The sequence below is a fragment of the Pseudonocardia asaccharolytica DSM 44247 = NBRC 16224 genome (assembly GCF_000423625.1).
In the GTDB taxonomy this organism is placed as follows: Bacteria; Actinomycetota; Actinomycetes; order Mycobacteriales; family Pseudonocardiaceae; genus Pseudonocardia; species Pseudonocardia asaccharolytica.
Genome location: NZ_AUII01000009.1, coordinates 1 through 12,686, shown reverse-complemented (window position 1 = coordinate 12,686; position 12,686 = coordinate 1). Strand labels below are relative to the sequence as shown.

At 70.5% G+C, this 12,686-nt stretch carries 10 protein-coding genes; 6 read left to right on the top strand and 4 right to left on the bottom strand.

The features are described from left to right. The first annotated feature begins 9 nt into the window (after positions 1-9). Positions 10-1,254: a M20 family metallo-hydrolase gene (locus G567_RS0111985; RefSeq protein ID WP_028930174.1), complete on the top strand. Its 1,245-nt coding sequence runs from the start codon at positions 10-12 to the stop codon at positions 1,252-1,254. Positions 1,255-1,314: 60 nt separating this feature from the next. Then, positions 1,315-2,067 carry an SDR family NAD(P)-dependent oxidoreductase gene (locus G567_RS0111980; protein WP_037056982.1) on the top strand — a complete coding sequence of 251 codons (753 nt, stop codon included), beginning with the start codon at positions 1,315-1,317 and terminating at the stop codon, positions 2,065-2,067. Positions 2,068-2,083: 16 nt separating this feature from the next. On the opposite strand, the gene G567_RS32035 is transcribed toward G567_RS0111980, so the two are convergent. From G567_RS32035 to G567_RS34825, 3 genes are all read right to left on the bottom strand, one after another. Next, on the bottom strand, positions 2,084-5,251 hold the full coding sequence (locus G567_RS32035) for an ATP-binding protein (RefSeq protein ID WP_147201022.1): 3,168 nt from the start codon (positions 5,249-5,251) through the stop codon (positions 2,084-2,086). Between the two features lie 113 nt (positions 5,252-5,364). After that, complete coding sequence (locus G567_RS0111970; RefSeq protein ID WP_028930172.1) at positions 5,365-7,014, bottom strand: sodium:solute symporter family protein; 1,650 nt, start codon at positions 7,012-7,014, stop codon at positions 5,365-5,367. Next, complete coding sequence (locus G567_RS34825) at positions 7,011-7,460, bottom strand: OsmC family protein (RefSeq protein WP_261763830.1); 450 nt, start codon at positions 7,458-7,460, stop codon at positions 7,011-7,013. Before G567_RS34825 ends, G567_RS0111970 begins: the two co-directional genes overlap by 4 nt. 642 nt (positions 7,461-8,102) lie before the next feature. On the opposite strand from G567_RS34825, the gene G567_RS32025 reads away from it, so the two are divergent. Together G567_RS32025 and G567_RS36170 are read left to right on the top strand one after the other, a co-directional pair. Further along, positions 8,103-8,369: a hypothetical protein gene (locus tag G567_RS32025; protein ID WP_147201023.1), complete on the top strand. Its 267-nt coding sequence runs from the start codon at positions 8,103-8,105 to the stop codon at positions 8,367-8,369. 36 nt (positions 8,370-8,405) lie between these two features. Continuing rightward, positions 8,406-8,864, top strand: a complete 459-nt coding sequence (locus G567_RS36170; protein ID WP_261763832.1) for an IS66 family transposase — start codon at positions 8,406-8,408, stop codon at positions 8,862-8,864. A 223-nt stretch (positions 8,865-9,087) separates the two neighbouring features. Here the strand turns inward: G567_RS36170 and G567_RS0111945 are convergent, their stop codons facing one another. Further along, positions 9,088-9,606 carry an OsmC family protein gene (locus G567_RS0111945; RefSeq protein ID WP_028930170.1) on the bottom strand — a complete coding sequence of 173 codons (519 nt, stop codon included), beginning with the start codon at positions 9,604-9,606 and terminating at the stop codon, positions 9,088-9,090. A gap of 767 nt (positions 9,607-10,373) precedes the next feature. Here G567_RS0111945 and G567_RS0111940 point away from each other — a divergent pair. Both G567_RS0111940 and pdxS read left to right on the top strand, forming a co-directional pair. Then, positions 10,374-11,660, top strand: coding sequence for an O-acetylhomoserine aminocarboxypropyltransferase/cysteine synthase family protein (locus G567_RS0111940; protein WP_037056977.1), 1,287 nt, complete (start codon positions 10,374-10,376; stop codon positions 11,658-11,660). A gap of 128 nt (positions 11,661-11,788) precedes the next feature. Next, positions 11,789-12,686: pyridoxal 5'-phosphate synthase lyase subunit PdxS (pdxS, locus tag G567_RS0111935; RefSeq protein ID WP_028930168.1), on the top strand; the 898-nt coding region annotated here is incomplete at its 3' end.

Here is a 12,686-nt window from a genome sequence, read left to right as displayed (position 1 = left end):
CAGGGCGGGATGACGACGATCAACGACATCGCGGTGTCGTCGACGGAGATGGGCGACCGGATCGAGCGGCTCGGTGTGGTCGGCCGCGGGCCCGGTGGTGGCCTCGTCCGCTTCCTCTACGACGACGCGTGGCGCGCGGCCACCGACCTCGTCGAGGGGTGGATGCGCCACGCCGGCCTGCAGGTCCGCCGGGACGCGGTGGGCAACGTCTTCGGGCGCCTACCGGGCACGACCGACGGGGAGCGCACCATCCTCACCGGCTCGCACATCGACACCGTCCGGTCCGGCGGCAAGTACGACGGTGCGCTGGGCATCATCGGCGGGATCGCCGCGCTGGCCGCGCTGAAGGAACGGGCGGGGCGGCCCCGACGCTCCCTCGAGGTCGTGGCGATCTGCGAGGAGGAAGGCAGCCGGGTCGCCGGCAACCTGTTCGGTTCCCGCGGAATGCTCGGCCTGACCAGCACCGCGGAGACTGCCCAGCTCACCGACGCCGACGGGATCGCGGTGGCCGACATGATGACCCGGGTGGGACTGGATCCGGCCCGCGTGCCGACCGCGGCGCGCCGCGATGTCGACCACTTCGTCGAGCTCCACGTCGAACAGGGACCGGTGCTGGACGACACCGGTGTGCAGATTGGCGTCGTCACCGGCATTGCCGGCCTGCGCCACCAGCTGTTGACCGTGTGCGGCCGGCCCGACCACGCCGGGGCGACGCCGATGGACCGGCGCCGGGACGCGCTGCAAGGCGCCGCGGCGATGGCATTGATGATCGACGACGTCACCCGGTGCTCCGGGAGCCCCGCGGTTGCCACCATCGGCCAGCTGCAGGTGCTGCCGGGCTCGGTGAACACCGTGGCGGAGCGGGCCACCTTCAGCCTCGACCTGCGGCACCCGTCGGATCCGGTGCGGCACCGGCTGCTCACCGAGATCGCCGGACACTGCCGCATCATCGCCGACCGGCACGGCCTGGCTGTGGAGATCACCGACCGCTGGGAGGAACCGGCGGCCCAGATGGATACCGGCCTGCAACAGCTGCTCGCCGACACCGCCGACGACAGCGGGGTGAGCTGGTCGTCGTTGCCCAGCGGGGCGGCGCACGACAGCCAGCTGTGGGCCCGGCACGTCCCAACATCGATGATCTTCGTGCCCAGCGTCGGCGGCCGGTCGCACTGCGAGGCGGAGTACACCCCGCTCGAGGACTGCGTCCGCGGGGCCACCATGCTCGCCCGCGTGCTGTACCGGATGGCTTACTGAGGGGCCGGTCGGCGCCCGGCACGAGCCGGATGAAACCAAGAGAGGGGTTCCGTGGCAACGGTGGATGGCGTGGATGGCAAGGTCGCGCTGGTCGTCGGCGGTACCGCGGGGATCGGGCTCAGCACGGCCGAGGCGTTCGTCCGGGCCGGTGCGATGGTCGTGGTCGCGGGCCGCAGCGCCGCGGCCGGGGAAGCGGCCGTCGGTCTGCTTACCCGGTCGGGCGGATCCGCCCGGTACCTCCCGGCGGACGTGCAGGATCCGGACAGCGTGAGCAGGATGGTGAGCACGGTGGTGGCCGAGTACGGGCGGCTCGACATCGCGTTCAACAACGCCGGCTGGGACGGGCCGGCGACCCCGACCGCGGATATCGACGAGGCCGACTGGCTGGGCATGGTGAACACCAAGCTCAGTGGCGTCTGGCGGTGCATGAAGTACGAGCTGCGGCAGATGACGCGGCAGGATGGCGGCGGCGCCGTGGTCAACATGGCCGGGAACTGGGGGCTCGTCGGGTTCCCCGGGTACTCGTCCTACTGCGCTGCAGCCCACGGCATCATGGGCCTGACGAAGGCTGCCGCCAAGGAGTACGCGCGGCAGGGGATCCGGATCAACTCGGTCTGCCCCGGTGCGGTGCGCTCGCCCATGCTGGACCGCATGGTGGGCGGCGACGAGGGGCTCGTGGAGGTGTTCGGAGACGGTGTGGCCGCCGGCCGCGTTGCGACTCCGGAGGAAGTTGCCAACGCTGTGCTCTGGCTCTCGTCGGCGGCTGCGTCCTATGTCAATGGTGCAGGTCTGGTACTCGACGGAGGTGGCTGACGGTGGGGGTGGGCCGCTATCCGGACAGCGCGAGCCCACCGAGGCAGCGTCGCGCGTCGCGGAGCTGGCCCGCGGCGGCGAACAGGTCCGCGGCGGTCTGCAACCGGTTCACCGCCACCGCGCTATCCCCCTCCGCGGTGGCCAGCGCCGCCTCGAGTTCGGCGATCGCCGCGTTCCACGCCTGGGCCCGGCCCAGCGGCGGCGCGACATCCCTGGCCACGGCCAGGTAGTGCCGGGCCCGCTGGAGAGCGTCCGCGCGCACGCAGGCGAAGGCGGCCGGGACGGCGAAGGTGATCGCACACATCCGGCAGGCCTCCCGGGCCTCGGCCGTCGCCGACTCGGCCTCGTCGATGACCGCGAGCGCATCGTGGCGCCCGCTCGCGGCCCGGATCATGGTGCCGTAGATGCGCGGCAGCAGGTGCCGGACCAGTAGCGACGACTCCCGCGCCAGATCGAGGGCCCGGACCAGCAGCGCCCTGGCCTGCGCCGTCTGCTCGGGTCGGTTGCGCAGCAGGCTCGCCTCGGCCAGTCGCTGCAGCGCCAGCGCCTCACCGGCCGACGACCCGATCCGGCGGTGCAGCTCAACGGCCTCCCGCAGGTGAGTCTCGGCGGTGCCCGCTCGCCCGGCGAGCAGCTCGGCCTCGCCCAACACCAGCGTCGCGAACGCCTCACCCCGTTCGGCGCCGTTGCGCCGCGCGGTCTCCCGCAGCCGTTCGGCGAAGGTGATCAGCTTCTGGTAGGACCGGTCGCCGTAGAGGTAGTGCTCCACCACGCAGAGATGCCCGTCGTGAATGCTCGCGGCGAGCTGCGGCGTGCGGCTGGTGTCGAGCAGGTCGGCCTCGATCTGGCTCGGCCAGGTTCCCTGGCTGTGCGCGACCAGTGCGCGCAGCGTGGCGGCCTCGGTGAGATCGACGACCAGCCCCTCGTCGAGCGAGATCCGCCGCGCCGCGGTGGCGTCGCGTTCGGCGGCCGGGAGATCCGCCTGGGCCAGCGCGACGTAGCCGCGCGCGACGAGCAGCCGGACCGTCTCGACGGCGCCCTGGGGGACCAGTCCCTCGAGGGCACGGCGTGCGGTGGCGACATCCCCGAGCACGACCGCCGCGCGCGCCTGACGGATGCGCAGGCCGCGGCGGCGGCGACCTCGGGCCGCCGCGATCGCCTCGCTGTAGGCGGCCAGCGACGACGGCGTCCCCGAGGCGAACAGGCAGTCCGCCCGAAGCTCCAGCAACGATGGACGGCGCGGCGCGTTCGCGAGCGCACGCTCCACCAGACCGCGGACCACGGCCACCGCGCCTGCGGCGGCGGCGTCACGCGCGGCCCGCTCCAGCCACGGGACGGCCTCGTCTCCGGCTCCCGCGGCGAGCAGATGGTGCGCGACCCGCCCCGGCGCGGCCCGGCACGCGGCCAGGGTGTCGGCCGTGTGTCGGTGGGCCGCCCGGCGGCGGTGCGGCGGGAGCAGGGCGACGAGCGCGTCCCGGTAGAGGGCGTGCCGGAACCGGTAGCCTTCCGCGGACTCGACGATGATGCCGACCTGCCGGGCGGCGTCGAGCGTGGCGGGGACGTCGGCCTCGTCGAGCCCCGCCAGATCCGCCAGCTCGTCGGCGGTGAACTGGGTGCCGACGACGGCGACGCTCTGCAGCGCGGCCCGCAGGCCCGGTTCGAGCGCCCCCACGCGGCCGTCCACGATCTCGTAGAGACGCCGGGACATCTCCAGCGATCCGTCGGGCCGGATCGCCGCCGCGAGCTCTTCGGTGAAGAACGGGTTGCCCTCGGCGAGCCGGTGGACGGCGGCTACCGCGGCATCGGGCACGCGCCGACCGGCGAGGCGGTCCACCAGCACCCGGGTCTCCGGCTCGGACAGCGGGCCGAGCTCGAGCTCCGTGGCACCCTGCCCGGCCAGCAGGCTGGCCCGGACCGCCGCCGCGCTCGGGGACAGTCGCTCGGGACGATGGGCGAGCACCATCAGTACCCGTTCGCTGCGGACGGCCCGCGCGAGGTAGTGCAGGAGCTGTACGGTGGCCTCGTCGGCCTCGTGCACGTCGTCGATCCACAACACGACGCCGCGTTCCCGCGCGGCCCCGCTGAGCAACTGCATGACCGCCGAGAGGACCGGCTGCCGCCCGGGTAGCAGGGGACGGCCCCCGGGATGGGGCGCGGTGGACCGCCCGAACAGCTGGGCCAGACCCTCCCTGGCCGGTGCGGTGAGGGTCTCGGCGAGGTCGGGTCGCTGCATCAGCAGCCGATCGAACGCCTCGGCGACCGCCGCCCATGGTGCGGCGCCCTCGGCCCGGTTGGCGGCGCCGTGCAGTGTGGTCCAGCCGCGTTCACCCGCATAGGCGAGCAGCGACTCGCAGAATCGCGTCTTTCCGATTCCGGCTCCACCGGCGACGAGCAGGGTGGCTGCCCGGCCCCGTCCCGCATGGTGCAGCAGTGCCCGCGCCCTGGCGAGCTCCTGCTCCCGGCCCACGATCGGCGCTCGGTCCTGCACCACCGGCGCGATCGGCGTCGCGACGAGGGACAGATCGCGCCAGAGCCGGACGGTCTCCGCGCTCGGCGCAAGGCCCAGCTCGGCCAGCGCGGCACGCAGGTTCTGGCAGGCCCGCAGCGCCGCGTGCCTGCGCCCGTCCGCGACCATGGCGCGCACGAGCTCGCGGTGGGCCTCCTCGTCGCCGGGCTCGTGCTCGACGACGTCCTCCCAGCGGCCGGCCCGGCGCAGCAGTTGCAACTGCAGGCGGCGCAGCCGTTCCCGGGCGGCCGCCGTCCATTCCGCATAGACGTCGCCGGGAAGCAGGCCGGGGCCGTAGCGCGCCGCGGCGGCGACGCACCGTTGCGGGCTGCCGCTGCGCAGGGCCTGCTCGGCCTCCGCCACGAACCGCTCGACATCCGTGGAGATCGTCGCGTCCGGCCAGAGCTGCACGTGGCCGGCCCGCAGCACGACCGACTCCTTGGCGCCGAGGATCGTGCGGGCGTGGGAGGCGGCGCGATGGAGGTTGGCGAAGGCGGCCTCGACGGCCAGATGCGGCCACAGCGCCTCGACCACCTGCTCACGGTGGAGCCGATGGGTGGGCTCCATCGCGAGTACCTTGACCAGGTCCAGCGCGCGCCGCTGCTCCCAGGCGTCCTGGACCGTCCGGCGGCCCACTCGCACCGTGAACTCGCCGAGCAGATCGATGTGAATCCTCATGACGCCGGCCACCGCACCTCACGTCTCTCGGGGTCACGCCATCCAATCCGGGAAAGCTGTCCGGGGGAAGTGCGGTGGCCGCGCGAGATCCCGCGCGGCCACCGCACCCGGGGTCAGGTCACGGCACCTGCCGCGGGCGCCGCGTTCTCGACCGGCGCCACGTCCGCGGGCGGTTCCTCCGCGCGCCGGATGAGCAGGAAGGCGGCCAGCGAGGCCGTCACGAGCACGCAGAACACCGCGAGCCCGGACATCCCGGTGGGGTGCAGCCATGTCCAGCCGAACCCGGTCACCAGCGCGAGGGCCACCGACGCGGCGAGGGAGCCGAGACCGGCCCTGCGCCTGGCCGGGCTCTCCGCCCCGAGCCGCGCCGACCCGCCGGTCCCGAGCAGGGTGACCGCCACCATGGTGAAGAGGTTGACGCTCATACCCACCCAGACCGGATGCACGCCGAGGAAGAAGCTGTCCGGCCGCCAGTCGCCCAGCTGGTACCAGAGGATCCCCGTGAGGAACCCGGTGATCAGCGAGGCGTGCACGGCCCGCCGGGTCGCCAGCGGCCACAGCAGCACCCCGAGCACCGGGGCGAAGGTCGCCCCGTTCCGCAGGGTCCAGGCCAGCACGTTCCACCATGCTGACTGTTCGGTCCGGAGGAACCCGAAGACGATCATCAGACCGGTCATCGCGATGAGCGACCACCGGGTGTAGCGGACCAGGTCGCTGCCGTTCGCCTTGGGGTTGATCGCCTGGCCGACGTCGCGGCCGAGGCTGGTCGCCCCGGAGAACTGGCACGGCGCCGCCCAGCCGAGGGTGCACGCCCACACGCCGAGGAAGAACACCCCGACCAGCGGGGCGGGCAGCACCTGGGAGATGTAGAGCGGCACCGCGACCAGACCGAGCTGCTGGTCGGGCAGCACGAACTCCGCCGCCATCCCGAAGCCGACGGCCCCGATGATCAGCGGGACCCCGAACAGGGCCGCGAGCAGCAGGCCGCGCCTGCCCTCCGCCGGGGTCTTGCAGGAGCCGGCCATCTGGAAGGTCGCCTGGGCCAGGATGACGTTGACGATGAACGTGCCGAACCAGGCGATGATCAAGGGCAGCCCGACCGCCCCCATGTCGAAGGACTCCGGTCGGCTCGCGGCCGCGGCCATGAAGCCGCCCCAGCCGGGCTCGATGAAAAACGCGACCAGCCCGACCAGGAGCATCAGCAGGAAGGCCACGCAATTGACCGCCTGGGTGAACGCGATCGACCACATCCCGCCGGAGGACAGGTAGAGCAGCAGGAGCAGCGCGGTGAAGACGACCGCGATGTGGATCGACAAACCCGTGAAGGCGTGCAGGGCGGAGGCGAACGCGATGGCGGTCGCGACCGACCACATCGGGAACGCAAACGCCGTGATCGCCCCGGCCACGCCGCGGGCGGCCCGGCCGAAACGGTCGCCGATCATTCCCGAGATCGTGACCACCATCCGCCGGCGGAAGGGGCCGATGAACACGAGCGCGATCAGCAGAATCTGTACCGTCTCGGCGATTCCGTACCAGATCGCCGATATCCCGGTGTGATAGCTCAGCTCCAGGATCGCGATGAAGGAGGATCCGGAGAACAGCCCGGTGACGCAGAGCGCGACGGTGAGCGCGGTGAACTGCCGGCCGCCGACGAAATAGCTGTCACCGCGTCCGGCCCGGCGTTTCGCGACCTGTCCCGCGGCGATCAGGGCCAGCGTGTAGACGAGCGCGAGCCCGAGGGTCCACGCCCCCGCGGCGGTCATCGCGCCGCTCCCGGTGAGCGATCGCCGCGCAGGGACTCCGACGCCGCGGACTCCGCGGTCCAATCCAGCTCGATCGGCACCCCGGCGTCCCTGATCAGGTTGAACGCCGGACACCGGCGCATGACCCTGCGCCGGATCTCGTCCAGGTCCTCCTGGCCGGCCGGCGTGCGCACCCGGGTGCGGTTGACGACCCGGCTGAAGTGCGGGGAGACCGGCGCCGTGCCGAACACCCCGCGCTGGTCGATGGCGCCCTCGGTCTCCATCTCGATGGCCTCGAGTGGTACCCCGAGTTCCTTTGCCACCAGCTCGATGACGATCGTCAGGCAGCCGTTGAAGGAGGCGATCACAACCTCCATGGGGGTGGGCGCCGAATTATCCCCGCCCACGTGCTCGGGCTCTCCTGTGTAAAAGTTGGGGAAGTGTCGGATCTGCAGGCGGCTTTTCATCTTGCCCTCCCACACGGACCGCGAGCGGGCGTACTTGAGCTGCGGTTCGGAGACGGGGGTTTCCGGGTGGATGGATGATTGAAGGTCAGCAGCACTCATATTCGGTATGCGCCTTCCCGATGGTCGACGACATTGACGACATTGCTGACGAACACCGAATGGCGAGATCCATCTCCGCGCACCCAGTCGGTGGCGGTCTCGTCGACTAACTACCCGTGCCAGGAAAGCCGGGGGATGGTCGTTGTTCCTCTCATGGCGCTCCGGGCGGAGCGCCATGGGCCAGCTTCGGTGTGTCGGGAGCCACACCCTAACGGCTGGATCCTCCCTGCAACCTCCCTGGCTCGTTCCCGACGGTCACGGCCGTGGGCGTCGAGAACGGCGGCGGGAACCCTCGGCAGGAACGGCGGCCTCCGATCCCGCGGATGAGCTCGCTACTCGAGGCAACCCGGCCGGGCGCGGCGCCCGGCGGGCTCGCGGATTCCCGATCCCGGATCGGTAACCATTCAGCTTGAAGATCACCCAGTACGACCTGCACCGGGTGGCGTGCGGCTGCGGGGCGGTGCACACCGCCTCCCGGCCCGAGGGCGCCGGCCCGGGCCGGGCGGGTACGGCCCGAACCTGGCCCGCCTTGCGGTGTATCCGATGGTGGTGCATTTCGTGCCCGCGCACCGCGTGGTCGAGGTGTTGGAGTCGCTGACCGGGGCGGCGCCGTCGGTGGGGGTCGTGCCCGGCTGCACCGAGCTCTACACCCACTACCTCCCCGGGGACCGGTCTCTGGACACGTTCAAGGCGTTCGTGTTCGCCGATCTCGCCGGCTCCGTCGTCGTGCACGACCGGCTACGCCGACTACGACTCCGCGCAGCTGGGGACGCTGGTCCACCAGCTCTGCTGTGCTCATCTCCTGCGTGATCTCGACGACGCCGCGCAGGTCTACCCCGACGCCGTCTGGCCGGTCCAGACCGCCGACGCCCTGCGCGGGCTGATCCATCAGGCGAACCTGGCCCGCGAGCACGGCCTGCCTGCCATCGCCGACGAGGTCCGCGACGAGTCGCTCACCCGGTTCCGGCACGGAGTGCTGGTCGGGCTGTCCGACACCCGCGGCCCCGGCGACCGCAAGGCCCGCGTGCTGCTGGAGGTGCTACGCGACCCCGGCCCGACATGCTGCGCTTCGCCCACGACCTGAAGGTGCCGCCCACCTCGAACCAGGCTGAGCGCGACCTGCGACCGGCCAAGGTCCAGCAGAACGTCTCCGGGCGGCTGACCAGCGAGGAACGCGCCCGCGACCGCCAGACCATCCGCGGCTACCTCTCCACCGCCGCCGAACACGGCCACAACATGATCACCGCCTTGCGCCAGGCGATCCTCGGCCGACCCTGGATGCCACCCGACCCCGCACCGGCCTGACCCGCCTTCACCGCGTCGCACGGACCGCCACCGGAAGCCGATCGACTCACCGGCGAACAACCACGTCCAAGATCATCTCATCTGAATGCTCACCCGGATCGAAGCGCAGCGAGGCTTGAAGCGGCGGCGGTCATATGTCTAAATGTACGTATCGAGCGTCGGGACCCGGACACAAGTAGGGCCCCGGCCGTCGATCCGGCCGGGGCCCTACTTCAGGGAGCGGTCAGGACTTGAATTCGGTGACGACCTTCACAGGTCGCGTGATGATGTTGCCGACCGGAGAGGTGGCGATGACGGAGTCATAGAGCTGCTTGAGCTGCTCCTCGGTGGCCTTCGGGGCGTTGAGGTTGATCTCCGCTCGCACCTCGGTGTACCCGGGCGGGCACTCCTCCGGGGGCTTCAGGCCGAAGAAGCCCTGAAGGTCGAGGTCGCCGGCCAGGTTGATGTCGACACTCTCCAGTTCGATCCCGAGCATGCCTGCGTTCGCGACGAACCCAGTGGTGAGGCAGCAGCCGTAGGCGCCGAGCACCATCTCGACCATGTTGGGTGCGGTGTCGGACCCTCCGAGCTGCATCGGCTCGTCCATCGGCACGGTGTGCGACCGGATCGTCGCCTCACTGCGGAAGCCCTTGTCCCACCGCGTCGTCGCGGTCCATACGGTCTGCCCCTTTTCGGGCTCCTCCTTCACTCGGTTGATCAGCGATCCGAGCTTCCCCTTGTCGAATCCGAGATCCACGTCCATCGCGAGTGCTCCGTCCAGTCTGCGTCCGATGTGATGTGTCGAGAGGGGATGGGCTCCCTATCGACGCGCATTGCTGCCGACGATCAACAGCGCTCACTGCCGTGCCGCGCGGAACTGTGACCTGGCGCGCGGCGTCCAGGGGAACGGGATGGGCTGCACCTCCAGCCGGGTCGATCCGACGACAGACCGGAGGGTACCGGGTCGTGTGTTGCAGATCATAGGCAAAGGAACCTTCTCAAAACCTTCCTTGCCGGTCTGACCTGGGCTTTTGATCACCCAAGGTGGGGCACGACACGCTGGTTCGGGCGCGCTGTGACTGCGGCGCAGCCGGATCGGCGACGGCGTCCCGGTCAACGGGGTGCGCGGCGAGCGGTGTGGGGAGGTTTGAGTAAGGTCCGAGCGTCCGGGTAGCCGCGGCTCGCGGTTCACCGGACTGGGCGATGGCAGTCAGGAGAACCTTGTGGTGGCCATCACGGCCCCGTACTGTGTCCAATTGTACGGATCACCGGACTGTTGGTCTGTGGCGCGGGGACGCCCCCGGTGGGGCTGCCTGTGGTCGTGGTCTGCGAGGCTCTACAGGGCCTCGCTCGGACAACTCCGTTGTCGCCTGGGAGGCAAACAGCAACTTCGATACGGGGTCGAACGGGAGATTCCGTCTCCGCGGTCGCCATCACAGCAGACGCACGCCCCGAAATGACGACGAGGACCGCAGGTCGTGTTGAGTTGGGTCCTCATGCCCCGAGGCCTAATGAGAGGAGAACGAGGAAGTGGAAGGCGATCGAACCCTGGGATTCGCGACCAGGCAGATTCACGCCGGTTGGGAGCCCGACTCGGCGACCGGGAGCCTCGGCATCCCCGTCCACCAGACCACGAGCTACCAGTTCCGGGACACCGAGCACGCTGCCAACCTCTTCGCGCTGCGCGAGCTGGGAAACATCTACAGCCGGATCATGAACCCGACTGTGGACGTGCTGGAGCAGCGGGTCGCGAGCCTGGAGGGCGGCGCGGCCGCCCTCGCCGCCAGCAGTGGGCACGGTGCCCAGGCCATGGCCGTCCTGACCCTGTGCAACTCCGGTGACCACATCGTCAGCAGCAGCCGCCTCTACGGCGGTACGTACAACCAGTTCAAGTACACGCTGAAGCGGATGGGCATCGAGGTCACCTTCGTCAACCCGGACGAGCCCTCCAGCTTCGCGGAGGCCATCCAGGACAACACGAAGATCATCTACGGTGAGACCCTGGGTAACCCGGACATCAGCGTGTTCCCGTTCGAGGAGGTGTCGGCGATCGCGCGGGAGAACAACATCCCGCTGATGATCGACAACACCTTCGCCTCGCCGTACCTGTGCCGTCCGTTCGAGCACGGCGCGAACATCGTGCTGCACAGCACCACCAAGTTCATGGGCGGTCACGGCAGCACGATCGGCGGCATCATCGTCGACGGCAACAACTTCGACTGGCGCAGCGGCCGGTTCCCCGAGTTCACCACGCCGGACCCGAGCTACCACGGCCTGGTGTACGCCGACCTCCCCCTGCCCCCGTTCATCATCAAGGCCCGGGTCCAGATCTTGCGTGACGTCGGTGCCTGCCAGTCGCCGTTCAACGCGTGGACCACGATCCAGGGCCTGGAGACCCTCGACGTGCGCATGAAGCGCCACGTCGAGAACGGTGTCGCCGTCGCGAAGTTCCTCAGCGAGCACGACGCGGTGAGCTGGGTCAAGCACCCCAGCCTGCCGAGCCACCCCGGCCACGCCCGGGCGCAGAAGTACCTGCCGCTCGGTTCGGGCGCGATCATGGGCTTCGGCATCCAGGGCGGCAAGGAAGCCGGCGAGAAGTTCATCAACAACCTGCGGCTGTTCAAGCACGTCGCGAACGTCGGTGACGTCCGGAGCCTCGCGATTCACCCGGCCAGCACCACGCACAGCCAGCTGACCGAGGAGGAGCTGATCGCGGCGGGTGCGCCGCCGGACTTCGTGCGGCTCAGCATCGGCACGGAGGACATCGACGACATCCTCTGGGACCTCGACCAGGCGTTGAGCTTCGCCACCAGCTGACCCCAGAGACGCGGAAGGCCCTCCAGGTTCCTGCTGGGGGGCCTTCTGCACGTCGGCTCCGTGCCCGGTGTCCGGCGAACCATGATCGTGCCCGCTGACCGGCGGCACCCCCTCTCGAAAGGTTGACGATGTCTAGCGATTCAGCTCCCGTGGCAGGCACCTCACGGGTCAAGCGCGGTATGGCCGAGATGCTCAAGGGTGGGGTGATCATGGATGTGGTCACTCCGGAGCAGGCGAAGATCGCCGAGGATGCCGGGGCGGTCGCGGTGATGGCCTTGGAGCGGGTGCCGGCGGATATCCGGGCGCAGGGTGGGGTGGCCCGGATGAGTGATCCGGACATGATCGCCGGGATCGTGGAGGCGGTGTCGATCCCGGTGATGGCCAAGGCGCGGATCGGGCATTTCGTCGAGGCGCAGGTGCTGCAGGCGCTCGGGGTGGATTACGTGGATGAGTCGGAGGTGTTGACCCCGGCGGACGAGGCGCATCACATCGACAAGTGGGCGTTCACGGTGCCGTTCGTGTGTGGGGCGACGAATCTGGGGGAGGCGTTGCGGCGGATCGCCGAGGGGGCGGCGATGGTCCGGTCGAAGGGGGAGGCCGGGACCGGGAACATCGTGGAGGCGACCCGGCACATGCGGGCGATCCGGGGGGAGATTCGCCGGTTGGGCGGGTTGGACGGGGCGGAGTTGTTCGGGGCGGCCAAGGCGTGGGCCGCGCCGGTGGAGTTGGTGGCCGAGGTGGCCCGGGCGGGGCGGTTGCCGGTGGTGTTGTTCACCGCGGGGGGGATCGCGACGCCGGCGGATGCGGCGATGATGATGCAGTTGGGTGCGGAGGGGGTGTTCGTGGGGTCGGGCATCTTCAAGTCGGGGGATCCGGCGCAGCGGGCGGCGGCGATCGTGAAGGCCACCACGTTCTACGACGATCCGGATGTGTTGGCGAAGGTGTCGCGGGGGTTGGGGGAGGCGATGGTGGGGATCAACATCCCGGATCTGCCGACCGAGCAGCGCTACGCCGATCGCGGCTGGT